We start from the raw sequence: 23,596 nt of genomic DNA on the forward strand, positions 1-23,596 counted from the left end.
TCTCCAGACTGGCCCGCCGAAGCCGCCGCGGGGGGCCGCAGCGCGCCCTGCGCGACCGCGCACCGGGCAACCTAGGACGCGCGGACCCAGGCGGAGGCGGCCGCCGTGGCGGATAATCGGTCGCGTGGCAGATACGAACCGGGAACTCGCCGACTTCCTGCGCCGCGCCCGCGTCCAGGTCGACCCCTCGCGGGCGGGCCTGCCGCCCGACGGGCGGGCGCGCCGCGTGCCGGGCCTGCGGCGCGAGGAGGTCGCGCTGCTGGCCGGGTGTCCACCGACTACTACGCCCGCCTGGAGCAGGGCCGCCGGATCACGCCGTCGCCGTCGGTGGTCGAGGCGATCGGCCGCGCGCTGCAGCTGGACGACGCCGGGCGCGCGCACCTGCGCGACCTCATCGGGCCGGCCGCCGGCCCCGACCGCCGGCGCGCCCGGGGCGTCCAGCGCGTGCGGCCCGGCCTCTACCAGCTCCTCGACAGCCTCGACGGCGAGCCCGTGCTCGTCCTGGGCCGCCGCACCGACGTCCTGGCCGCCAACCGGATGGCCAAGGCGCTGTTCACCGACTTCGAGCGGATGCCGCCCGCCCAGCGCCAGTACGCGCGCTGGATGTTCCTCGACGAGGGCGCCCGCGCGCTGTTCGTGGACTGGCCCGAGCAGGCGCAGGCCGCCGTGGAGAGCCTGCGGCTGGCCGTCGGCGCCGACCCCGACGACCGCGCAACGGCCGAACTCGTCGCCGAGCTGCGCGAACGCAGCCGCGAGTTCGACCAGTGGTGGGTGCGGCACCGGGGCCACCAGCGCACCCACGGCTCCAAGCGGCTGCGCCACCCGCTCGTGGGCGAGCTGACCGTCGAGTACGAGACCCTGACCCCGCCCGGCGACCCCGACACCACCCTGTTCGTCTACACCGCCGCCGCCGGGTCGCCCTCGCGGCAGGCCCTGGACCTGCTCGCCAGCTGGACCGCCGCCGGTCCCGGCACCGGTCCGTCCGGTCCCGACCGGCCCGAGGCGGCCTCCGAGCGATGACGTGCGGCGGCCCCCGCCCGCGCGTGGCGGGCGCGGACCGCCGTTCCGGCGGGGGCGGCGCGGGGCGGTGCGGTCGGCCCCGTCCTGAAGCTGCGGGCGCGTCCGGCTGTCCTCCCGTGAGCGGCGCGTGTACCCACCGCCGATTAAGGGCAGGTTTGCGGGGTTGTAAAGCCGTGATGAAATCGCAGCTCTCCAACCGTGGTCCCGCCCAGAGGCGGGTGCCACGATGAGGCAGGGGTCACACGGGCGCGTCCCGGGGCCCCTGCCTTGCCGTGAGGAGCACGAGAAGGGAGAACGGCCCGATGTCCGCTGCACCGGCCGACCTGCAGGCGAACGCGCGCCCGCCGAAACCCACATGGACGCCGGCGGGCATCGCCGTATGGGCCGCCGTCGCCGTCGTCGGTGCGGCCGCCTGGACCATGCTCGCGATCTCCCGCGGCGAGGAGGTCTCGGCGATCTGGATCATCTTCGCCGCGCTCGCCTCCTACGCCATCGGCTACCGGTTCTACGCACGGTTCATCCAGTACAAGGTGCTGATGACCGACGACACCCGGGCCACCCCCGCGGAGCGGATCAACAACGGGGCCGACTTCCACCCCACCGACCGCCGGGTGCTCTACGGCCACCACTTCGCCGCGATCGCCGGCGCGGGCCCGCTGGTCGGCCCGGTCCTGGCCGCGCAGATGGGCTTCCTGCCGGGCACCATCTGGATCATCCTCGGCGTGATCTTCGCCGGCGCGGTGCAGGACATGGTGGTGCTCTTCTTCTCGATGCGCCGCAACGGCCGCTCGATCGGCCAGATGGCGCGCGAGGAGATCGGCCCGGTGGGCGGTGTCGCCGCGCTCATCGCCGTGCTGGCGATCATGGTCATCCTCCTCGCCGTGCTGGCGATGGTCGTGGTCAACGCCCTGGCCGACTCCCCGTGGGGCTCCTTCTCGCTGATCATGACCATCCCGATCGCCCTGTTCATGGGGGTCTACCTGCGCTACCTGCGGCCGGGCCGGGTCATGGAGACCTCCGGGATCGGCGTGGTGCTGCTGCTGGCCGCCATCGCGGGCGGCGGCTGGGTCGCCGCGCACCCGGTGCTGGGCGAGGTGTTCCACTTCTCCGCCAACCAGCTCACCTTCGGCCTGATCGTCTACGGGTTCGTCGCCTCGGTCCTGCCGGTGTGGCTGCTGCTCGCCCCCCGCGACTACCTGTCCACCTTCATGAAGGTCGGCGTGGTGGTGATGCTGGCGGTCTCCATCCTGATCGCGATGCCGACCCTCCAGCTGCCCGCGTTCACCGACTTCGCCTTCAACGGCCAGGGCCCGGTGTTCGCCGGCTCGCTGTTCCCGTTCGTGTTCATCACCATCGCCTGCGGCGCGCTCTCCGGCTTCCACTCCCTCATCGCCTCGGGCACCACGCCCAAGCTGATCGAGAAGGAGAGCCAGGTCCGGATGATCGGCTACGGCTCGATGCTCACCGAGTCGTTCGTGGCGATCATGGCGCTGGTGGCCGCCTGCATCATCGACCCCGGCGTGTACTTCGCGATGAACATGCCGGCCACCGCGCTGGGCGACACCGTGCAGAGCGCCGCCGCCGCGGTCAGCCAGCTCGGCTTCACCGTCGACGCCCAGACCCTCCAGTCCACCGCGGAGCTGATCGAGGAGGAGTCGATCCTGGCCCGCACGGGCGGCGCGCCCACCTTCGCGCTCGGCGCCGCGCAGATCTTCTCCTCGGTCTTCGGCGGCCCGGCGATGATGGCGTTCTGGTACCACTTCGCCGTCATGTTCGAGGCGCTGTTCATCCTGACCACGGTGGACGCCGGCACCCGCGTGGGCCGGTTCATGCTCCAGGACACCCTGGGCAACGTCTACAAGCCGATGCGCGACGTGAGCTGGAAGCCCGGCCTGTGGCTGTGCAGCGCGCTGATCGTGGCGGCGTGGGGCTACTTCCTGTGGGCCGGCGTGAACGACCCGCTGGGCGGGATCAACCAGCTCTTCCCGCTGTTCGGGATCGCCAACCAGCTGCTGGCCGCGGTGGCGCTGGCGGTGTGCACCACGCTGCTCATCAAGTCGGGCCGCGCCAAGTACGCCTGGGTGACGCTCGTGCCGCTGGCCTGGGACGCGGTGGTGACCCTGACCGCCAGCTACCAGAAGGTGTTCTCCGACGACCCCGCCATCGGCTTCTTCGCCCAGCGGCAGATGTACGCCGAGGCGCTGGCCAACGGCGAGACCAGCCTCGGCGCCACCGAGGGGGTCGACGCGATGCGCCAGGTCGTGGTCAACACCACGGTCGACGGCGTGCTGTCGGTGCTGTTCGCGGTGCTCATCATCATCGTCCTGGTGGACGCGATGCGCGTGTGGATCAAGGCGCTGCGCGCGCCGCAGGGCACCCTGCCCACCTCCGAGCACCCCCACGAGCAGTCCCGCCTGTGGGCGCCCTCCGGCCTCATCCCCACGCGGGAGGAGCGCGAGATCGCCAAGCGCGAGAAGACCGGCGCCGGCGCCGACGGCGCGCACTAGGCGCGGCGAGGACCCGACGACGCGAAGGAGGCGAACCCGATGGCGTCCGACCTGCTCCCCCGGCTGCGCCGGGGCCTCGGCGAGGCGTGGCAGATCGCCCGCGGCATCGCCGGCGAGCGCGCCTATGAGATCTACCTGGAGCACCACCGGCGGGAGCACCCGGGGCGGGCGCCCATGGGCGAGCGCGAGTTCTGGCGCCGCCACACCGACAAGGGCGACACCGACCCCGGTTCCCGCTGCTGCTGAGCGCGGTCGCGGGCGGCCCCGGAGCCACGGCTTGGAGGCCGCCTCCCGGCCCGCACGCAGGCCGCCCGGGCCGCGCGCCTCAGCCGGCCCGGCCGCCCTCCGGCAAAGGCCCGCCGACATGCCGCGCGCGGCGGGCGCGCGGCTAGGCTCCGCCCAGCCGCTCCTCGATCCAGGCCCGGCCGAAGTCGACGACCTCCCGGGCCTCGAACAGGTGGCTGTCGGCGGCGCCGACGCGGCCGCGCCGGCCGATGCCCGCGGCGAGCATGTCCCGCACGATGGCGTCGAACGGGTCCTGCCCCTCGGGCACCACGGCGGAGTAGTCGAAGGCCCCGGACTCGGAGTCGATGTCGCGGAAGCGGCGCCACACGCGCCGGCCGGCCACGAGGATCGGCTGCTCGTAGTCGACGAACCGCTTGCCGGGGGCGTCGGCGAGCGCCTCGGCGTGGTGCAGCAGGGTGAGGGTGTCCAGAGGCGCGCCCAGCAGCAGGACCCGGCCGCCGCGGTCGACCAGCCGCGCGAGAGGGCTGCCGGGGCCGTGGGGGTCGTCCCAGGGGTGGTCGGCCATCAGGTCGGCGGCCGCCGCGCCCAGCGCCGCGAAACCGGCGTCGGGATGGCGGCTGCGCACGGCGCCGGGGCGGCGGCGCAGGGCCTCGGGGAGCCGGCCGTAGCCGTGGTCCGCCTCGCTGAGGGCGGGGTCGTAGGCGGGGTGCTCGCGGCGCACCGCGTCCTGCCACTCCCGCGGCCAGGTGCCCAGGTCGTAGGGCGGCGCGTCGTTCCAGCCGCAGGTCACCATCAGGGTCCCGGCCGGTCCCACGGTGTCGAGCAGGGCGTCGATGACGGTCTGCGCCCCGCCGGCCACGTAGCCGATGGCGGACATGCGGGTGTGGAACATGACGACGTCGCCGTCGCCGAGCCCCAGCGCGCCCAGGTCGCGGCCGAGCCGCCCCCGGGTCACCGGACCGTTCGAACGCCTGAGCAGACCCGTCTCGTCCATGGCGGTGAACTATCCCGGAACCGGGGCCGCGCGGCAAGCGAGTTCCCGCCGCGCCGGCACCCGAGCGGCGGGCCGCCCCCGCCTCCCCCGTGCGGGGGAGGGGAGTCCTCCGCGCCGGGGAGGCGCGGGCCGCACGGCGCGGCCAGACTGGGTGCCGTGAACAGCCGATCCGGGGGCAGCGCTCCCGCGCGTGTGGGGCGGGGGCCGCGTGGCGGCACGCCACCCGAGGGCGCCGGGAGAGCGCCCAGGCGCCAGGTGCGCTGGCCGGCGTGGGCGCTGGCGGCGGCGTTTCTGGCCTACGCCGCCGGCAAGGGGGTCTACGCCGCGCAGGGCAGGCTCGGGTTCCCCGGCGGTCCGCCGGTGTCGGCCGCCGAGCACGAGGCCTACGCCCGCGAGATGATGGACGTCGCCACGGTGCAGTGGCTGGCGGTGCCGACGGGGGTGCTGGCCGCCCTGCTGGTCCTGGCCACCGTGACCGCCGTGGGGCGCCGCGTCCCGCGCGCCCTGATGCTGGCGGGGCTCACCGGCATGCTGCTCACCGTCGGCGGCGGCGCCGGCATCATGATCGCCGACGGGTTCGTCGGGTTCGGTGTGGGCTGGCGGTGGTACCACGGCGTTCTGGGCCTGGTCCTGCTGGGACTGATGGCGGCGACCGTCCTGTCCTACGCCCGCGCCACCGCGCCGGACCCGCGCTGAGCCCGGCGGCGCCCACGGGGCGCGCGGCCACCGCTCCCGCCGGGCCCGCAGGACTCGTCCCGCGTGTGCCGGGCGCCCTCGGGCACGGGTGCGGGGCTCGTGTCCGGTCCCCGAAAGCCGCGTCCGTGAACCCCGCCTCGGTGGTGGCCGGTGTGCGGACGCCCCCAACCCGCTGTGCGCGGCGGCCCGTGCCGACCTCCTTTGCGGGAACCGCGAAACCGGGTGCAGGGTGGGGGTATGGACGACGAGTTCGAGGCCGTGCTCGGCGCGGTCGGCCCCCGGCTGCGCGCCCTGCGGCGGCGCAGCGGGGCGACCCTGGCCGCGCTGTCGAAGGCCACCGGCATCTCCGTCAGCACCCTGTCCCGCCTGGAGTCCGGGCGGCGCAGGCCGGGCCTGGACCTCCTGCTCCCGCTCGCCCGCGCCTACCGGATGCCGCTGGACGACCTTGTCGGGGCCCCCGCCGCCGCGGACCCGCGGCTGTACCCCCGGCCCTTCACCCACAACGGCATGGCCGTCGTCCCGCTGACGCGCGGACCCGGCGGCCTGCAGGCGTTCAAACGGGTGCTCCCGGCGGGGCCGAGCGACCGCGCACCCGGGCCCCGGTCGCACGAGGGCCACCACTGGCTCTGCGTCCTCAGCGGGCGGCTGCGCCTGGGCCTGGGCGACCGGCACCTCGTCCTGGCCGCCGGCGAGGCCGCCGAGTTCGACACCCGCCTGCCGCACTGGTTCGACAACGCCGGCCCCCGCCCGGTGGAGCTGCTGAGCGTCGTCGGCCCCCAGGGCGAGCGGTTCCGCGTGCGGGCGCGCCACCGGCCCGCCTGACCCGCGGCGCCGCGCCCGCCCTCAAGGCCGGCGGAGCCGGGCGCGCGCGGACACGGGAGCGCCCGGCACCCAGGGGGTGCCGGGCGCGGTCCGGCGCCGGTGCGGAAGGCGCGCCGGACCCCGGTCACCCCGCCGCGTGCCACTTGCGCAGCGTGTCCCGGCAGGGCTCGTTGGCGTAGGTCAGCGGGATGTGCGGCACGAACAGCACCGACGACGGCACCCGGCGGGGGTCGAGCCGGCGGCTCAGCCACGCGCGCAGCTCCGGCGCGCCGGCCTCCGCGGCGGCTCCGGGCGCGGTGACCACGGCGGTGTGCAGGGTCGCCCCGCCGGTGGAGTCCGGGACGTCGAAGGTCGCCGACTCCAGCACCGCCGGATGCTCCTGGAGCCAGGAGTCCACCTCGGCGGCGAACACGACCTCGCCCGCGATCTCCATGGCGTCGCTCGCCCGGCCCAGGAGGGTGAGGAGGCCGTCCGCGTCGAGGAAGCCGACGTCGCCCGTGCGCAGCCAGCCGTCCCGCAGCGCGTGGGCGGTGGCCTCGGGGCGCCTCCAGTACTCGGTGGTCAGCCTGGGGCTGTGCACCCAGATCTCGCCCCGCTCGCCCGGCTCGCGGGGGCGGCCGCGCGGGTCGCGCACCTCCACGCGCACACCGGGCAGGGGCCGGCCCGCGCTCCGGCGGACCTCGAAGGAGCCGTCGGCGTAGTCCTCGGGCTCCAGGCGCGCCACCGATCCGGCCTCGGTCTGGCCGTACCCGGCGCGCACGATCGGCCCGAACCGGTCCACGGCCCGGCTGAGCAGCGCCGGCGAGGTGGCGGCGGTGGCGCTGAGCACGGAGCGCAGGTGCGGGAAGCGCCGCGCCGCCGACCCGTCCAGGTGGTCCAGCAGCAGGCGCAGCTCGTAGGGCGACAGGACCAGATGGGTGGCCTTCTGCTCGGCGAGGACGGCGGCGACCTCGGGGGGGTCGAATCCGGGCAGGGTGATGAGCCGGCCCCCGGCCGCCACGGCGGCGTCGCCGAGGGCGCGCCCGAGCCCCGTGAGCCGGCCGGTCTTGAGCAGCCGCGGCGGGGCGCCGCCCGCGAGTAGTTCCCGCACCCCGGGGGCGGTGCGCGGCGGGCCGGCGCGGAAGCGGCGCAGCACGGGCTTGGCGCGGCCGGTGGTCCCCCCGGTCAGCGTGATCCGGTTGGGATCGCCCGGCCGCGCCCGGGGCGGGAAGGGCGCGGCCGAGAGCGCGGCGGCGGTGCCCAGGAGGTCGGTCCCGGGGCCGGGCCCGAGGGTGAGCAGGCGGACGCCCGGCAGCGCCGCGAGGTCGGGCAGGCGGGTGCGGCGCACGCCCCCGGGGTCGGCGATGGCGAGGCAGGCTCCGCACTCGGCGATGAGCCCGGCCTGGTCGGCGAAGGGGAGGGTGTCGGGGATTTCGACCTGGCCGCCGCCCGTCAGTTCCACCGCGTGGGCGAGGAGGTGGAGGCGGCTGGTCATCGAGCCGATCAGGGCGGCGATCCGCCCGGGCCCGTGGCCCAGGCCGGCGAGGGCGCGGGCGAGCCGGCGGATCGTGTCGAGGGCCTGGCCGGCGGTGAGGCCGCCGCGGCGGTCGTGCAGGACCACGCGGTCGCGGTCGCGCTCCAGTTCGGCGATGAAGGGGGTCAACGGCGGGCTCCTTCGGAGGAGGCGTGCGGTCGGGGGGCGGCCGCGCTCGCGGGGTAGGACAGGCCGGGGCTGCCGTCGTCGGCGGAGGAGAGGTAACGGGGCTTGGCGATGTGCGACTCGCGGGTCAGCTCCTCCAGGGGGACCAGCGTGCCGGGGGCGACCGCCTCGACCTCGGCCGCGACCCCCAGGTGCCGCGCCAGTTCCCCGCGCAGGGCGGGCGCGACGTCGGGCGCCGCCGACCCCGCCGCCTCCACCCGCACCCGGAGCGTGCCGCGGTCCTCGACCGCCCGCCAGAACAGCACGTCCAGTTCGGGGGGCAGGCGGTACACCGCCTCCTCCACCTGCGAGGAGAACACCCGGCGCCCGTTGAGCACGACGCCCTGCTCCCAGCGCCCCAGCACCCGCACCCGCGGCAGCGCCCAGCCGCACGGGCAGGGCTCGTAGGACAGTTCGACGGCGTCGCCGGTGTCGTAGCGCACCAGCGGCATCGCCTCGCGGAACAGGGTGGTCAGCACGAGCCGCCCGCTGCCCTCGGGCGAGGCGGTGCCGGTGGCGGGGTCCAGGACCTCGGGCAGGTAGCGGTCGGCCCACAGGTGCAGGGTGCCCTCGGGGCACTCGCCGGCCAGGTTGGAGCCGCACTCGGAGTTGCCGTAGCTGACGGTGACGTCGCAGCCCCAGATCCGCGCGATCCGGTCGCGGCGCGCCCGGCTGAGCGGCTCGCCGGTGGCGATCAGCGTCCGCAGCCGGGGGGCGTGGTCGCGGGGCGAGGAGTCCAGCAGCCGGGCGCAGGCGGCCCACAGGAGCGGCTCGGTGGGCAGGGCGGCGGCGACGGTGACCTCCAGGTCGCGCAGCAGGCGCAGGACGCGGGGGTAGGTCATGGCGGTCGAGCGCGCGTCGGCGGGCACGGTGAGCGCGCCCGCCGCCCGCGCCGCGGCGTGGACCTGGTGGCCGATGGTCACCATCGCGTAGGGCACGCGCACGAGCACGGTGTCGGAGTCGCTCAGGTTGTAGCGGCCCCGGCTGAAGCGGTCGAGCATCTCGGCCCAGTCGGCCTCGGTGTGGAAGGAGGCGGTGGCCTGGCCCGGGGAGGTGCCGCTGGACTCGTGGTAGGAGGCCAGCCGTCGGCGCGGCACCGCGACCATGCCGAAGGGGTGGTTCGCGCGCAGGTCGGCCTTGGTGGTGAGGGGCAGGCCGGAGAGGCGGCCCAGGTCCACGGGGGAGACGTCCGGGCCGAACCGGCTGCGGTAGAAGTCGCTGTGCGCGGCCGCGCGCACCACGGCGGGCAGCCGCTCCTGCCATATCGCCCGCAGGCCGTCGAAATCGGACCATTCTCCGATTCGTGGGGGAATGTGCACCATGGGTATTCAATCCTTCTTTTTGGGAAGTTCCGGGGTGCGCGTGAGGGTAATTTAATGAAAATGCTTTGTACTACGGTTACCCCCGGGTGTTGAGGGGAAAACAAAACAATGGAGCCAAGTTCATCCCCCCGCCGGTGCCGCCGGGAAAGGAAAACCCCCTATGGGCTTCAATCTCTGTTATGAGCAACTCATCGGCGGATCCGTCACGGCCTCGGAAGGGGCTCAATTCGCGCTGGCCTGCGTGGTCTGCGGGCGCGCTCCCGGTCGTCTGCTGGCCAACCGCTGCGGCGACTGCGGCGGCGCGATCGACGCCATTCACCCGCTGGAGAACGTGTCCCTGAGCAGCGGGGACAATCCGATCCAGCGCTACTTCGACCTCCTTCCGGTGCGGGACCGGGGCAACGTCATCTGGCTGGGCGACGGCGACACCCCGTGCTTCCGGGCCGAGGGATTCGGACACCGCACCGGAATTCCCGGCCTCGTCCTGAAAGACGAAAGCGCCAATCCCACGCGCAGCACAAAGGACCGAATCGCCTCTGTCGGGCTATCCCGGTTCGCCGAACTCGGTGTCAAGAGATTCGTCATGGCATCGACCGGAAACAGTTCCACCGCCTACGCGCGCGGCGTGCAGTCCGTCACCGGTTTCGAAATGGCGCTCTTCTGCGGGGTGCGGTTCCGCCACCGCCTCAACTACCCCGACCACAGCGCCGTCACCACCTACCTCGTCGAGGGCGACTTCGTCGCCGCCGGCCAGGCCGCCCGCCGCTTCGCCGAGCGCACCGGCGCCCTCTCCGAGGGCGGCTTCTTCAACCTCGCACGGCGCGAAGGGCTGAAACTCGCCTACCTTGAGGCGTTCGACTGGATGGCCGACCCGCCCGACTACGTGTTCCAGGCCGTCAGCAGCGGCATGGGCCTGCTGGGCGCCTACAAGGGCGCCCTGGAGTACCAGCGCCTCGGGCGGCTCTCCCGGCTGCCCCGCTTCGTGGCCGTGCAGCAGTCCAGTTGCGCGCCGATGGCCCACGCCTACGGCGAGGGCGCCGAGGAGATCGCCCCCCGGCACGTCGTGCACGACCCCCGGGGCCTCGCCGAGGCGATCCTGCGCGGCAACCCCGGCCAGACCTACCCCTACATCCGCTACCTGTGCCACAGCACCGGGGGCCGGATCATGGCCGTCGACGACGACGAGATCCGCCGCGCCCGCGCCCTGCTGGAGGACACCGAGGGCGTGGCCGTGTGCCACGCCAGCGCCACCGCCCTGGCCGGAGCGGTGCGCATGCGGCGCGAGGGCGCCCTGCCCGAGGACGCCTCCGTCCTGGTGAACCTCACCGGCGGCGAGCGGATCGGCTGGCCGGTGCCCACCCGCTGCCACGTCGTGGACGCCGAGTTCCCCAGCGGCCCGGTGGAGTGGGGCGGGCCGGGCGCGCCGCCCGCAGGCGCCGCCCCGGCGGGCGGGCAGGAGGGGCGGGACACGTGCGTGCTGTAGCCGTCGTGGGCGCGGGCATCGTCGGCGCCGCCACCGCCTGGAACCTCGCCCGCCGGGGCCTGCGCGTCACGGTCGTGGAGCGCGCGCCGGTGCCGGGGGCGGGCGCCAGCGGCGCCTCCTTCGCCCGTGCCACCGCGTTCGGCCGGGCGCCCCGGGCCTACTTCGAGCTGCGGCACGCGGGCCTGCGCACCCTGGACCGGCTGCGCGAGACCGGCGTGCCCGGCTTCCGCCCCTGCCCCAGCCTGGTCTGGAGCCAGGACGACCCCGCCCTGGCCGAGACCGTCGCCACGGCGCGGCACCGGGGCTACCGCGCCTGCCACCGGCCCTGCGACCAGCTCCCGGTCCCCACCGGGCCGGGCCGCGCCGTGCCCGCCGCGCGGGCGGCCTACCTCCCGGCCGAGGGGTGGGTGGACCTCCCCGCCATGGCGGACTGGATGCTGGCGCGGGCGCGGCGCTTCGGCGCCGACATCCGGTTCGGCGGGCGGGCCGCGGGCGTGCGCACCGGCGGCGACGGAGCCGTGCGCGCCCTCGTCCTGGCCGACGGCGGCGCGGTCGAGGCCGACACCGTGGTCAACGCCGCCGGCGCCCAGGCCGACCAGGTCGCCCGGCTGGTCGGCGGCCCCCTCGTCCTGGCCCCCAGCGCCGGGCTGCTGGCCGAGGTCCCCCTGGCGCGGGAGCTGGACGCCATGCTGCTCGCCCCGGACGTCAGCATCCGCCCGGCCGGGCCGAACGCGGCGCTGCTGCGCTCCGACGCGGTCGACGCCCGCCTCGGCGCCGCGCCCTCCGCCGCCCTGGTGGCCGAGCTGGCCGCCGAACTCGTCGACCGCGCCGCCGCGGTCCTGCCCGAACTCGCGGGCGCCCGGCCCGCCGCCACCCGGGTGGGGGTGCGCGCCTTTCCCGCCGACGGCTACCCCAGCGTCGGCTTCCTCAGCGGCGTGCCGGGCTACTACGAGGCCGTCACCCACAGCGGCGCCACACTGGGCCCCCTTCTGGGGCGGCTGGCGGCCGAGGAGATCGCCTCCGGGCACCGCTCCCGCCTGCTCGCCCCCTACACCCCCGACCGCTTCGGCGGTTCCGCAGTACCCGACCAGGGAGCCGGCATCGTACCGGCGCACACGTGAGAGGACGAGGATGACCGGCACCATCAGCGACGTGCAGGCACCACAGTCGAACAAGACCGCCTACGACGGGCTGCGCGACGTCGTCGCGGGAGGGGTCAGCAGCAACATGCGGGCCCGGGGCGTGGCGGCGCCGCTCGTGGTGGACTCGGCCGCCGGCGCGCGCATCCGCGACGTCGAGGGCAACGAGTTGATCGACGCGAACATGGGCTACGGCCCCCACATCTTCGGCTACGCCGACCGCGACGTCACCGAGCACGTCGCCGCGCGGTTCCGGTGCGGCCACCTGACCGGGCTCCCGCACCGCCTCGACCACGAGGCGGCCGAACTCGTCGCCGAACTCGTACCCGGAGTGGAGCAGCTGCGCTTCGCCAACTCCGGCACCGAGGCGCTGATGTCGGCGGTGCGGCTGGCGCGCGCCCTCACCGGCCGCACCCTGGTCCTGACCTTCGGCGGCCACTACCACGGCTGGAGCGAGACCCTGCTGCGGACCCGCGAGTGCGACGGCTACCGGCCCCGGCCCCTGGCGCCGGGCATGATCCCCGAGGCCATGGCGCACACCCTCCAGGTCGGCTGGAACGACGCCGCGGCGGTGGAGGCGGTGTTCGAGGAGCACGGCGGCGAACTCGCCGCGGTGCTGTGCGAGCCCGTCCTGGCCAACGCGGGCGTGGTGGCGCCCGCCCCCGGATTCCTGGAGCTGCTGCGCGAACGCACCCGCTCCTCGGGCGCCCTGCTGGTCTTCGACGAGGTGATCACCGGGTTCCGGGTGTCGCGCGGCGGCGCGCAGGAGCTCTACGGCGTGGTGCCCGACCTCACCGTGCTGTCCAAGGTCATGGGCGGCGGGTTCCCCGTGGCGGCGTTCGGCGGCCCCCGCCAGGCCATGAAGCCCCTGGCCCAATTGGAGGCGTTCCACGCCGGCGTCTACGCGGGCAACCACGCGGCCATGGCCGCCGTCGCCGCGTCCCTGGCCAAGGTCCGCTCCCTGCCGGGGCTCTACACCGAACTGGAGGCCCTGGGCGCCTACGCCGAGGCGCGGGTGCACGAGGCCGCCGCGGCGGCCCAGCGCACCCTCCAGGTGCGGCGCGTGGGCTCGGTGATGTCGGTGGCCCTGACCAGCCCCGCCACGGGCGCCGTCGACCCCGACGGGCACCGCCGCCTGCAGATCGCCTGCCAGGGACGAGGTGTGTACTTCCACCCCATCCCCGACGAACCCTGGTTCCTCAGCACCGCGCACACCCGGTCCGACATCGACACCATCGCCGACGTCCTGGCGGAGTCGCTGGCCGAGGTCTGCGCCGAGGGCGCGCGGTGACCCCGCCCCGCGCGGGGTACGAGGCGTCCTACAGCAGGAGCGCCGACGGCTGGGACCCCCACATCGCCCACTTCACGACGTTCGGCGCGCGCCTGGTGGAGCTGGCCGACCCCCGGCCGGGCGAACGCGTGCTCGACGTCGGCGCGGGCCGGGGCGCCTGCCTCTTCCCGGCGGCCGGGCGCGTGGGCCCCCAGGGGCGCGTCGACGGTGTCGACCTCGCCGAGCGGATGGTGGAGTGCCTGGCGGCCGACATCGCCGAGCGCGGCGTGCGCAACGCCACGGCCCGGCGCATGGACGCGCAGGCGCTCACCGTGCCCGACGCCTCCTACGACGTGGTGACCTGCGCGTTCACGCTGTTCATCCTGCCCGACCCCGCCGCCGCGGCGGCCGGGTTCCTGCGCGCGCTGCGGCCGGGCGGGCGCTGCGCCGTCTCCGTCCCGGACGGTCCGCTCCGGCCCGCCGGACTCTGGGACGTCGAACGGCTCTACCACTCCTACGCGCGCCGGCTGCTCGACGGCTCCGCACCGGTCCTCATGCCCGACTTCGACCTGGACCCCGCGGCGCTGCTCGCCGACGCCGGCTTCACGCGGGTCGAGGCCGCCGAGGAGGTCCGGGAGTTCGTCTTCCCCAGCGTCGACGCCTGGTGGGAGTGGACCTGGACGGTCAACGTCCGCGCGTTCTACGAGCGGCTTCCGCCGCCGCTGCTGGAGGAGATGCGGCGCGAGGCGTTCGCGATGCTGGCTCCCCTGGTGCCCGACGAGGGGCTGCCCGCCGTCGCGGGCGCCCGCTTCGCCACGGCCGTGCGCCCCCCGGCGCCCGGTTCCCCGCGCCGCATGTGACGGCGCGCCCGCCGGCGGCCCGACCCGCGCGGCCGCCGGCGGGCACGCCCCGTGTTCCCTTCATCGCCCCCTCACGTGAGGACGGAACCGCCATGAGCACACTGCTGGAGATACTGGCGTCGGACCGGGACCGCCCGGTGCTCCACGACGCCCGGAACGGGTGGCTGACCGCCGGAGCGGCGGTGGACACCGTGTACCGGTTCGCGCGCGCCCTGCGCGCCCGCGGCTGCGGCCCCGACCGGGTCGTCGCCCTGGCGGGGCCGCTGAGCACCGGGCTGTACCTGTGCTCCCACGCGGTGGAGCACGTGGGCGGTGCGCAGGGGGAGGTGCCCATGGGTCTGCCGGCGCCGGAGTACGTCCGCCTCTTCGAGGAGTACGGTGCCGCCTTCGTGGTGGCCGATCCCGAGGCCGTCGCCGCCCCGGTGCTGCGCGCCGTGGCGGCGATGCCCGGGGTGCGGCTGCTCACGCTGGGGGCCGCGGCCCACGGCGAGGACCTGCTCGCCGAGTTGGAGCGCCACTCGCCCGAGCCGTTCCCGCCGCGGGCGCGCGCCGGGGCTCCCATCCGCATCGGCCTCACCGGGGGCACCACGGGCCGCTCCAAGCCGGTGGTGCGGGTGTTCGCGCCGATTCCCGACCCGCGGACCATCTGGTACGCGCGGATGGTGGCCTCCCACGGCCCCGGGGCGCGCGTGGTCCTGGCCGAGCAGCTGAGCGGGGTGGGGCGCACGCTGATCAACGGGTGCCTGGCGATCGGAGGCCGGTGCGTACTGCTGCCCGACTTCGAACCGCCGCGGGTGGCCGGGGCGGTCCAGGCGCACCGGGCCAGCCACGTCTTCCTGCCCACCCACCAGCTGCGCCGGCTGCTGGACGACCCCGCCGCCGCGGCAGCCGACCTGTCGTCGCTGCGCTGCGTGATCACGGGGGGCGGAATGATGACGCCGGCGCTGCTCAACCGCGCGGTGGCGCGCCTGGGCCCCGTCGTGTACAGCTCCTACGGCCAGACCGAGGCGGGCAACATCGCCTGGCTGGAGCCCGAGCACTACACCGGGACCGGCGCGGAGGCCCGGCGCAGCTGCGGGCGTCCGCTCCCCGGGGTGGACGTCGAGATCCGCGACCTCCAGGGGCGGGTGCTGGGTCCGGGCGAACGCGGGCGGGTGTGGGTGCGCACGCCCCTGTTGATGGCCGGGTACCTGAACCGCCCGGAGGACACCGCGCGGGTGCTGCGCGAGGGCTGGCTGGACACCCAGGACATCGGCTACCGCACCGAGGAGGGCCTGCTGGTCCTGCTGGGCCGGGCCAGGAACGCGATCTCCGTCGCCGGCGCGGCGGTCTTCGCCGTGGAGGTCGACGCCGTCCTCCAGGAGCGGCCGGGCGTGCTGGACTCCGCGTCCTTCGGGGTCCCCGGCCCCGAGGGGGAGACCCTGCACAGCGCGGTGGTGCGGGACCCGGGGGTCCCGGTGAGCGCTGCGGAACTCCAGGCCGCCGTACGGGAGCGCCGGGGCGCCGCGTACGCGCCGTCCTCGGTGCTGTTCGTGGCGCGGATCCCCTACACCCGCTCCCACGACGTGAATCTGGACCTGCTGCGCCGCTGGCACGCCGAGGGGGTCCCCGCGGACGCCGCCGAGGCCGTGCCCGCGGCGGAGGGGAACTGACCGGGCGCGCACCGGGCACGCACCAGGCGGGGGAGCGGGGCGGGGGCGCCGACGGGCAGGGCGGGCCCGGGCCGGCGCCCGGCCGTCACCCCGACCGGCCCCGGCGGTAGGCGCGCTGCCGGCAGGCGCGCGAGCAGTAGGTGCGGCGGCGCCCCGAGGCGGGCTGGTCCAGCGGGCGGCCGCACATGCGGCACGAATCGTCACGCGTTTCGTCACGATTGCGGGTGATGAGGAGTTCGATGCCGTCGAGGATGCGGGCCAGGCCGAAGGCGAAGCGGTCCTCCGGGTGGTCCCAGCCGCCGGCCTCCCACAGCGCGGTGATCGTGGGGTAGGCGCCGAGCCGGTCGTAGAGGGAGTCCCGCCCGCTCCACCACTCCTCGTGGGTGAGGCCGCTGTCGTCCTCGGCGCGCGCCGCCTCCACCAGGGTGAGCGCCTCGGCGTCGATGAAGCCGCCGAGGAGGTCGGCCGCCGCGACGACCTCGGAGGGGGCCAGTCCCGTCTCGGCGAGGATCGCCAGGACGCCCTCGTAGTGCGCCACCGCGCCGGGGCCCGGCAGGCGGCGGGTGCCCCGGGCCTCCGCCAGCCACAGGTGGCGGCGGCGCAGTTCCCAGTCGAGGCGGGCGTGGGCCTCCAGCCGCTCCCGCCAGGAGCCCTGGCCGGGCGGCGCGGGCAGCCGGGCCAGGACGGCGTCGCGCATGAGGTCCACCAGGCGCTCGCGCCCGGGGACGTGGCGGTAGAGCGACATCGTGGTGAAGCCCAGCCGCTCGGCGACCTTGCGCATCGACAGCCCCGGCAGCCCCTCGGCGTCGGCCACCTCGATCGCCGCGGCCACGATCCGCTCCACGTCCAGTCCGTGCCCCTGCCCCCGCCGCTGCCGCCACAGGAGTTCGACGCCCTCGTCGGGGTCGTTCGCTCGGTCGCTCATGTTTATGCTATATATCATGTGTACGCCATAAACATGAAAGTGTGGTGCGGCATGACCAGGTATCGGTTCCACGTGTCCCCCGACGGCGACGACTCCGCCGAGGGCGGCCCCGACACCCCCTTCGCCACCCTGGAGCGGGCCCTGCACGCGGCCCGCACGGCCCCGGGCGGCGCGACCGTGCGGCTGAGAGCGGGCACCCACGTGCTCACCGAGCCCCTGGTGCTGACCGAGGAGGACTCCGGCACCGCCTTCCGCGCCCACGGCGACGGGCCCGCCGTCATCAGCGGCGGCCGCCCGGTCACCGGGTGGCGGGAGAGCGGCGGCGTCTGGACCGCCGAGGTCGGCGCCCTGGACTTCCGCGAACTGTACGTCGACGGCCGCCGCGCCGAGCGCGCCGCCGTCGACGCCCTGCCCGAGGGCACCGTCCGCACCGAGACGGGATACGCCACCCCGAGCACCGCGCCCCTGGCCTGGCGCGGCCCGGCGTCGGTGGAGTTCGTCTACCGCGGCGTCTACCCCTGGACCGAGGCCCGCTGCCCGGTCGCCGCCGTGGACCGCGAGGGCGACACCACGGTGATCACCATGGCCCAGCCCGCGTTCGCGCAGGCGGGCGACGTCTACAACTACGCGTATGACGGGTACACCGGCTCCGGCCTGGAGTTGCCCACCCGGGTCGAGAACGACCCCGCCTTCCTCACCGAACCGGGCACCTTCGCCCTGGACCGCTCCCGCCCGGGCCGCCACGTCCTGCACTACCTGCCCCGGCCCGGCGAGGACCCCGCCACCACCCGCGCGGTCGCCCCGGCGCTGCCGGTCCTGCTGCGCGTCGAGGGCGCCCGCGACCTCGCCTTCGAGGGCCTGGTCCTCGCCGACGCCACCTGGCCGCGCGCCGGCGCCTTCCTGCACTACCACGGCACCGGCTACTACGACGGCGAGGGCGCGATCGAGAAGGTGCCGATCACCGAGGGCGGGTCCTGGGTGACCGTCCCCGCGCGGACCAAGGCCATCCCCGCCTGCGTGGTCCTGGACGGCGCCACCGGTGTGCGGTTCGACGGCTGCCGATTCACCCGCCTGGGCGCCACCGCGCTGGCGGCGACCGGCGGCGCGGACCTCACCGTGCGCGGCTGCGACTTCGACACCATCTCCGCGGCCGGCGTCACGCTCGCGGGCACGCGCGGTGCGCTGCTGGAGGACAACCTGGTCCACCGCACCGGCCTGGACTACCCCGGCGCGCCGGGAATCAGCATCGGCGACACCACCGACTGCACCGTCACCCGCAACCACGTGGACGACGTGCCGCACTGCGGCATCTGCGCCTACACCGGGCGGGGCACCCGCATCATTGGCAACCGGGTCACCAACTCCATGGGCGCGCTGGCCGACGGCGGGGGCATCTACGTCGCCGGCCCCCAGGGCGACTCCTGGCAGACCGGCGCCGTGGTCTCCGGCAACGTCGTCGCCGACACCCGCACGCCCTACAACTTCGGCCTCTACACCGATTACGGCGCGGCGTGGGTCCGGTGCGAGGAGAACGTGGTGACCCGCTCCGACAACACCGCGGTCCTGACCGTCGCCCCGCCGCTGGACCACGTGGCATACCGGGGCAACGTCTGGGACGCCGAGCCGGTGGGCGCCGACGCCGTGCCCGACGGGGTCGACTTCGCCGGCAACCTCCTCCTGGCCGGCGGCGACCCGTCGGCCGCCGCCGCGGCGGAGCGGATCTCCGCGAACGCCGGGCTGCTGCGCGAACGGCGGCCCGCCGCCTAGCCGCACGCCGGCCCCCGCCCTCCCGCCCGGGCACCGGGGCGGGAGGGCGGGGGCCGCGCGCCGCCTCACCGGCTCCGCGCACCCCTGCCCGAGCGGACCAGCGCGGCGACGCGGACCGCCACGACCGCCGCGCACGCGAGCGCGGCCGTGCCGAGGAAGAGCAGTTCGGCGGGCACGGCGTAGAAGCGCGTCAGCCAGGAGGCGTCGCGCCCGCCCATCACGGTGTCGGCGAGCGGCTGGAAGACGGCCAGCAGGCCCGGCGGCACCAGGTAGGGCAGCAGCCGCGCCGCGGCCCGCCACCGCGGCCGCCGCACGCGGCGGGCCGCCCACGCCCCGGCGCGCAGCACCCCCCGCACCCCCAGGGCGGCCGTCAGCGCGGTGAGCACGCCGAACACGGCGTCGGTCCGCCACAGCGTGGAGCCGCCCTCCGGCGGCGTGCGCCCCTCGGCGAGCGCGAGCAGGCCCTCGGCCAGGCCGGAGGTGTCCTCCTCGGTCAGGGCCATCCCGCTGTTGAACAGCACCGCCACGCCGTACCCCGTCTCCGGCACCAGGAACTGGTAGGAGGAGTAGGTGGACAGCATGCCGCCGTGCCAGACCTGCGGCAGCCGCGCGCGGTCGCCCGCCTCGGGCACCCGCCGCATCCAGCCCAGCGCCGAGCGGCCCTCGTTGGCCGAGGCGGTGTGGGTCTCGGCGACGCCCTCGGCCGACAGCAGCCGCTCGCCGGTGTCCGAGCGCCCCCCGTTGGCCTGCACCAGCAGCCACCGCGCCATGTCCTCGGCGGTGGAGACGATCCCGCCCGACCCGGCGGCGAACTGGTCGGGCTCGGGAACGGCGACGGCGGCCCCGTAGGCGCGGATGTGGCCGTCGGCCAGGCCGGGGACGGGCGCGCCCGTCGTCTCGGCCGCGGTGGTGTCGTCCATGCCGGCCGGGGCGAACACCTCCTGCTCCAGGTAGGCGTCGAACGGCCGCCCGGACACCACCTCCACCAGGCGCGCGGCGACGTGGTAGTTGGGGTTGTGGTAGTTCCAGTCCGTACCCGGGTCGGCGGCCAGCCCGGCGGTGCGCAGCCGCGCCACGGCCTCGCGCAGGGAGTCCGGCTGGCTGCGGGTGGCCTCGGGGAACGTCCGGTCGGACATGCCCGAGCTCTGGTCGAGCAGTTGGCGGACGGTGATGTCGGCCCCGCGCGGGTCGGCGAGGCGGAACTCCGGAAGGTAGGTCCGCACCGGCCGGTCCAGATCCACCCGGCCCGCCTCCACCAGCTGCATCACCGCCAGCGCGGTGAACGACTTGCTGAGCGAGGCGATGCGCATCGGCGTGTCCGCCCTCAGCGGGGCGCCGTCGGAGTCGTGGCCGTAGCCGGCGGTCAGCACCACCTCCTGGCCCCGGGTGACCGCGACGGCGGCGCCCGGCAGGCCGGTGCGCTCCACGTAGCGCTCGGCGAAGCGGTCCAGCTCCGCCGCGCCCGCCCCCGCCTCGTCGGCGAGCGCGGGGGCACCGGGTCCGGCGAACGCCCCCAGCAGGGCGAGCGCGGTCAGCGCGCCCGCCGCGGCCGCGCCGGGCAGCGTGCGGCGGCGGCGTCCTTCGGTGGTGCCCCGCCCGTGCCGGGGTCTGCTGGCCCGCATTCGTTCCTCCCAGGGAGTCGTCGGTCGTCCTGCCGGGCCACGCTAGGCAGCGGCGGGCCGCGCGGGCATCGCCCGCCGGTGGGCGGCGGGGGCGCCCGTTCGTGGCCGGCCGCGCGGGCCCGCCCCCCACGTTCGTGGCACTCCCGGCCCGGCGGCCCCCCACTGAAGGGCGAGGACACGCGGCCGCGCTTCCAATACGGTGGACGCCGTGAACGTGATCACCGACCTCGCGGACGGCTCCCCGGCGGCCGCGCGCGCCGCGAAGGGGGCGGCCCCGCGCGAGGCCGCGCTGTGGGTGGTGTTCGCCGTCTGCGCGGTCCTGGCCGCCCTGCCCGCGGGGCAGGAGGTGCCGCTGCCGGCGCCCGCCCTGGGCGCGGCCGCGCTGCTGCTGGGCCGGGTGAGCGGCCGCGACACCTTGATGGCGGGCGCGCTCGCGCTCCTCACCGCCGGGTACCCCGCGGTCGCGGTGCTGGGCGGGGCCACCGTGACCCACGGGTTCGTCGCGGCCGCCTCGGCGGTGGTCTTCGCCGTGCTGCCCTGGCTGCTGGGCCGCTACCTGCGGCGCCGCGCCGAGGCGGCGTCCTTCGGCTGGCGGCGCGCCGAGCTGCTGGAGCGCGAGCACGACCTCGTGGCCGAGCGCGAGCGGCTGCGCGAGCGGGCCCGCATCGCCGAGGAGATGCACGACTCCCTGGGCCACGAGCTGAGCCTGATCGTGGTGCGCGCCGGGGCCATGCAGGTGGGGCCCGACTACGGCGAGGCCGAGCTGCGCGACGCCGCGGGGGAGCTGCGGGCCGGCGCGGCGGCGGCGGTGGAGCGGCTGCAGGAGATCATCGGCATCCTGCGGGAGACCGGCGACCCGCTGGCGGGTGAGCCGCTGGGGCAGGGGGTCGGTGAGCTGGTCGACCGCGCGCGCGGCGCCGGCATGGACATCGGGCTGCGCGGCGGCGACCGGCTGGCGGACGCGCCCGAACCGGTGCGCCGGGCACTGGCCCGCGCCGTGCAGGAGGCGCTGACCAACGCCGCCAAGCACGCGCCGGGCGCGGCGGTGACCGTGCGCGTCGAGCGCGAGGCGGGCGTCGGCTGGGCGGTGCGGGTAGGCAACGGCCCCGCGCCCCGGGGCGGGCCGATCGGCGCGGGGGTCTCGGGCGGGCGCGGCCTGGCCGGGCTGGCCGAGCGGCTGCGCCCTCTGGGCGGCGCGGTCGAGGCCGGTCCGCGGGCCGACGGCGGGTTCGAGGTCTGGGCCCGCGTCCCGGCGGGCGCGGCCCCGGGCCGCGCGGGCGGTGCCGGCGCGGCCGAGCTGGCCTCGCGCTTCGCGGCGGCGCAGCGGCGCGCGCTGCGTGCGGCCGTGCTGGCCCCGGCGGCGCTGCTCGCCGCGCTGGCGGCGGTGTGGCTGGGCTACTACGGCTACGTGTCGGCCAACGCCGTTCTGGCGCCCGCGGAGTTCGACCGGCTGCGCGTGGGCCAGGAGCAGGCGCGGGTGGAGGCGGTGCTGCCGCCCATGTCGATGCTGGACCCGCCCGCAGAACGCGGCGGCGCGCCCGCCGGCGACGCGCGGTGCCGGTTCTACCGCTCGGAGCTGACGTGGCCGGGCGCGGCCACCACCGCCTACCGGCTGTGCTTCGCGGACGGCCGGCTCGCCGTGAAGGAGACCGTGCCGGTGGGCACCCGAACGGAAGGGGGAGCCCGGTGATCCGGGTCCTGCTCGCCGACGACGAGGCCCTGATCCGGGCCGGGATCGGCACGATCCTCTCGGCCGACCCCGGCATCGAGGTCGTCGCCGAGGCGGGGACCGGCCGCCAGGCCGTCGACCTCGCCCGCCGCCACCGGCCCGACGTCGCGCTGGTCGACATCCAGATGCCCGACACCGACGGCCTGACGGCGGTGCCCGAGATCCTGCGGGCCTCGCCGCGCACGGCCGTGGCGATCCTGACCACCTTCGGGCAGGACGCCTACATCACCCGCGCGCTGGACGGGGGAGCCAGCGCGTTCCTGCTCAAGACCGCCGAGCCCCAGGAGCTGATGGCCGGGGTGCGCGCGGTGGCCGACGGCGGCGCGTTCCTCTCGCCCAAGGTCGCCCGGCGGGTGATCACCCAGCTGCGCGACCGCCCGGCGTCCCCGGCGCACGCGGCACGCGAGCGGGTGGCCGCGCTCAGCCGTCGCGAGAAGGACGTGTTGGCCCTGGTGGGGGCGGGCCGCTCCAACGCCGAGATCGCGCGGGAGCTGCACCTGGCCGAGGACACGGTCAAGGCCCACGTCAGCGCGATCCTGGCCCGGCTAGACCTGCGCAACCGGGTGCAGGCGGCGGTCCTCGCCCACGAGGCGGGGATCAGCGGCCGGGGCTGAGGCGCCGGCCCCGCCCCGGCGCTCCAAGCGGCCGGCCCGGGCTCACAGCCACTTGTTGCGGCGGAAGAGCACGAAGAGCGTGGTGCACACCGTCACCATGAACAGCAGGACCGCCGGGTAGCCCCAGGACTGCCGCAGTTCGGGCATGTAGTCGAAGTTCATGCCGTAGACGCCGGCGATCATCGTGGGCGCGGTGATGATGGCGGCCCACGCCGAGATCCGGCGCATGTCGTTGTTCTGCTGCACCCCCACCTGGGCCAGGTAGGCCGCCATGACCTGCGGCAGCAGCTCGTTGAGGGAGGCCACGCGCGCCTCGACCTGCACGGCGTGGTCGTGGACGTCGCGGAAGAAGGGCAGCACCTCGGGGTTGACGCGCACGGCGTCGCCGGCCGACATCGCCTTGAGCACCGGGATCAGCGGATCGACGGCGCCGTGGATCCGCAGGCCCTCGCGCTTGAGGGCGTAGATCTGGGGGGCGAGCTGGCCCTTGCCCGAGAGCAGGACCTCCTCCTCGATGTCGTGGACGGCCCCCTGGAAGGTGTCGGCGGTCTCGACGTAGGCGTCCACGGCGGCGTCGAGGACCCCGTAGAGCACGACCGGCGGGCCGTAGCGGAGCATCTCCTTGTCGGCCTCCAGGCGGCGGCGCAGGCCCTTGAGGGGGTTGGCCTCGCCGTGGCGCACCGTGACGATGAAGTTGGCGCCGAGGAAGACCATCACCTCGCCCGTGAGCATCGTCTTGGCGGCGTCGTCGTAGACCAGGGCCTTGCAGACGACGAACGCGATGTCGCCGTAGCGCTCCCACTTGGGCCGCTGGTGGGCGGTGACGGCGTCCTCCACCGCGAGGGGGTGCAGGCCCAGTTCCTCGGCGACCAGGTCGAACTCCTCGGAGGTGGGCTCGTGCAGCCCGATCCAGCAGAAGGAGCCGTCGTGGCTCTTGACGGCCGCGTCCAGCGCGTCGCTGATGTCGCCGTCGACGTCCACACGGCCGCCGGAGTGGTAGATAGCACAGTCAACAATCACCAGAGCATGGTGGCCGATTTCACCGCGCTCTGACCGGGTTTCCGGCCCTTCCACGCCCACATGGTGATTGGTCCGTTTTCCGAGAAAGTGAGCTTTTTCGGTGGTGGCTCGCGTGCGGTGTGCCCTGCGACTTCAGCGCCGCGGGGGCCGCGCGCGAAAGCGGGGGGGTGTGAGGGGAACGGTGCCGCGCCCCGGACCCCCGCCCCGCTTTCCCCGCCCTTCGCCGCGCG

Annotated in this window: 19 protein-coding genes; 13 read left to right on the plus strand and 6 right to left on the minus strand. The window is 75.8% G+C overall.

Annotation, left to right across the window (positions count from 1 at the left end; all coding sequences use genetic code 11):
- Positions 1 to 267 precede the first annotated feature (267 nt).
- The 3 genes from HNR12_RS23170 to HNR12_RS23180 all read left to right on the plus strand — a co-directional run bounded on the left by HNR12_RS23170 (position 268) and on the right by HNR12_RS23180 (position 3,773).
- The gene (locus tag HNR12_RS23170; RefSeq protein WP_338119821.1) at positions 268 to 1,020 is read left to right on the plus strand and encodes a helix-turn-helix transcriptional regulator; all 753 of its coding nucleotides are present in this window, start codon (positions 268 to 270) and stop codon (positions 1,018 to 1,020) included.
- Positions 1,021 to 1,322: 302 nt separating this feature from the next.
- Positions 1,323 to 3,527 carry a carbon starvation CstA family protein gene (locus tag HNR12_RS23175; protein ID WP_179769542.1) on the plus strand — a complete coding sequence of 735 codons (2,205 nt, stop codon included), beginning with the start codon at positions 1,323 to 1,325 and terminating at the stop codon, positions 3,525 to 3,527.
- Positions 3,528 to 3,566: 39 nt separating this feature from the next.
- Complete coding sequence (locus HNR12_RS23180) at positions 3,567 to 3,773, plus strand: YbdD/YjiX family protein (protein WP_179769543.1); 207 nt, start codon at positions 3,567 to 3,569, stop codon at positions 3,771 to 3,773.
- A gap of 142 nt (positions 3,774 to 3,915) precedes the next feature.
- Here the strand turns inward: HNR12_RS23180 and aac(3) are convergent, their stop codons facing one another.
- Positions 3,916 to 4,767: an aminoglycoside 3-N-acetyltransferase gene (gene aac(3) / locus HNR12_RS23185; protein ID WP_179769544.1), complete on the minus strand. Its 852-nt coding sequence runs from the start codon at positions 4,765 to 4,767 to the stop codon at positions 3,916 to 3,918.
- 255 nt (positions 4,768 to 5,022) lie between these two features.
- Here aac(3) and HNR12_RS23190 point away from each other — a divergent pair, with 255 nt between their 5' ends.
- Complete coding sequence (locus HNR12_RS23190; RefSeq protein ID WP_179769545.1) at positions 5,023 to 5,463, plus strand: hypothetical protein; 441 nt, start codon at positions 5,023 to 5,025, stop codon at positions 5,461 to 5,463.
- Between the two features lie 237 nt (positions 5,464 to 5,700).
- Positions 5,701 to 6,285 carry a helix-turn-helix domain-containing protein gene (locus HNR12_RS23195; RefSeq protein ID WP_179769546.1) on the plus strand — a complete coding sequence of 195 codons (585 nt, stop codon included), beginning with the start codon at positions 5,701 to 5,703 and terminating at the stop codon, positions 6,283 to 6,285.
- A 124-nt stretch (positions 6,286 to 6,409) separates the two neighbouring features.
- Here HNR12_RS23195 and HNR12_RS23200 read toward each other — a convergent pair whose 3' ends face one another.
- Positions 6,410 to 7,927 (minus strand): class I adenylate-forming enzyme family protein, encoded by a 1,518-nt coding sequence (locus HNR12_RS23200; RefSeq protein ID WP_179769547.1) that lies wholly within the window; start codon positions 7,925 to 7,927, stop codon positions 6,410 to 6,412.
- The gene (locus HNR12_RS23205; RefSeq protein WP_179769548.1) at positions 7,924 to 9,285 is read right to left on the minus strand and encodes a phenylacetate--CoA ligase family protein; all 1,362 of its coding nucleotides are present in this window, start codon (positions 9,283 to 9,285) and stop codon (positions 7,924 to 7,926) included. Before HNR12_RS23205 ends, HNR12_RS23200 begins: the two co-directional genes overlap by 4 nt.
- 160 nt (positions 9,286 to 9,445) lie before the next feature.
- On the opposite strand from HNR12_RS23205, the gene HNR12_RS23210 reads away from it, so the two are divergent.
- The 5 genes from HNR12_RS23210 to HNR12_RS23230 all read left to right on the plus strand — a co-directional run bounded on the left by HNR12_RS23210 (position 9,446) and on the right by HNR12_RS23230 (position 15,689).
- Positions 9,446 to 10,768 carry a threonine synthase gene (locus HNR12_RS23210; protein ID WP_179769549.1) on the plus strand — a complete coding sequence of 441 codons (1,323 nt, stop codon included), beginning with the start codon at positions 9,446 to 9,448 and terminating at the stop codon, positions 10,766 to 10,768.
- Complete coding sequence (locus HNR12_RS23215) at positions 10,756 to 11,889, plus strand: NAD(P)/FAD-dependent oxidoreductase (RefSeq protein WP_179769550.1); 1,134 nt, start codon at positions 10,756 to 10,758, stop codon at positions 11,887 to 11,889. The genes HNR12_RS23210 and HNR12_RS23215 overlap by 13 nt, the downstream gene beginning before the upstream one ends.
- 10 nt (positions 11,890 to 11,899) lie before the next feature.
- Positions 11,900 to 13,198 (plus strand): aspartate aminotransferase family protein, encoded by a 1,299-nt coding sequence (locus HNR12_RS23220; protein WP_179769551.1) that lies wholly within the window; start codon positions 11,900 to 11,902, stop codon positions 13,196 to 13,198.
- Positions 13,195 to 14,037, plus strand: coding sequence for a class I SAM-dependent methyltransferase (locus HNR12_RS23225; RefSeq protein ID WP_179769552.1), 843 nt, complete (start codon positions 13,195 to 13,197; stop codon positions 14,035 to 14,037). The genes HNR12_RS23220 and HNR12_RS23225 overlap by 4 nt, the downstream gene beginning before the upstream one ends.
- Before the next feature lie 92 nt (positions 14,038 to 14,129).
- Positions 14,130 to 15,689, plus strand: a complete 1,560-nt coding sequence (locus tag HNR12_RS23230; protein ID WP_179769553.1) for an AMP-binding protein — start codon at positions 14,130 to 14,132, stop codon at positions 15,687 to 15,689.
- A gap of 85 nt (positions 15,690 to 15,774) precedes the next feature.
- Here the strand turns inward: HNR12_RS23230 and HNR12_RS23235 are convergent, their stop codons facing one another.
- Positions 15,775 to 16,614 (minus strand): TetR/AcrR family transcriptional regulator, encoded by an 840-nt coding sequence (locus HNR12_RS23235; RefSeq protein WP_179769554.1) that lies wholly within the window; start codon positions 16,612 to 16,614, stop codon positions 15,775 to 15,777.
- Positions 16,615 to 16,665: 51 nt separating this feature from the next.
- Here HNR12_RS23235 and HNR12_RS23240 point away from each other — a divergent pair, with 51 nt between their 5' ends.
- Positions 16,666 to 18,381, plus strand: coding sequence for a right-handed parallel beta-helix repeat-containing protein (locus HNR12_RS23240; RefSeq protein WP_179769555.1), 1,716 nt, complete (start codon positions 16,666 to 16,668; stop codon positions 18,379 to 18,381).
- A gap of 65 nt (positions 18,382 to 18,446) precedes the next feature.
- Here the strand turns inward: HNR12_RS23240 and HNR12_RS23245 are convergent, their stop codons facing one another.
- Complete coding sequence (locus HNR12_RS23245; protein WP_179769556.1) at positions 18,447 to 20,003, minus strand: serine hydrolase domain-containing protein; 1,557 nt, start codon at positions 20,001 to 20,003, stop codon at positions 18,447 to 18,449.
- 208 nt (positions 20,004 to 20,211) lie between these two features.
- Between HNR12_RS23245 and HNR12_RS23250 the strand changes: the two genes are divergently transcribed.
- Together HNR12_RS23250 and HNR12_RS23255 are read left to right on the plus strand one after the other, a co-directional pair.
- Positions 20,212 to 21,693, plus strand: a complete 1,482-nt coding sequence (locus HNR12_RS23250) for a histidine kinase (RefSeq protein ID WP_218902026.1) — start codon at positions 20,212 to 20,214, stop codon at positions 21,691 to 21,693.
- Entirely contained in the window at positions 21,690 to 22,346 is a 657-nt protein-coding gene (locus HNR12_RS23255; RefSeq protein WP_179769557.1) for a response regulator, read from the plus strand. Before HNR12_RS23250 ends, HNR12_RS23255 begins: the two co-directional genes overlap by 4 nt.
- A 42-nt stretch (positions 22,347 to 22,388) precedes the next feature.
- On the opposite strand, the gene corA is transcribed toward HNR12_RS23255, so the two are convergent.
- On the minus strand, positions 22,389 to 23,366 hold the full coding sequence (gene corA, locus HNR12_RS23260; protein WP_179769558.1) for a magnesium/cobalt transporter CorA: 978 nt from the start codon (positions 23,364 to 23,366) through the stop codon (positions 22,389 to 22,391).
- Positions 23,367 to 23,596 lie beyond the last annotated feature (230 nt).

It is taken from the genome of Streptomonospora nanhaiensis (assembly GCF_013410565.1).
In the GTDB taxonomy this organism is placed as follows: domain Bacteria; phylum Actinomycetota; class Actinomycetes; order Streptosporangiales; family Streptosporangiaceae; genus Streptomonospora; species Streptomonospora nanhaiensis.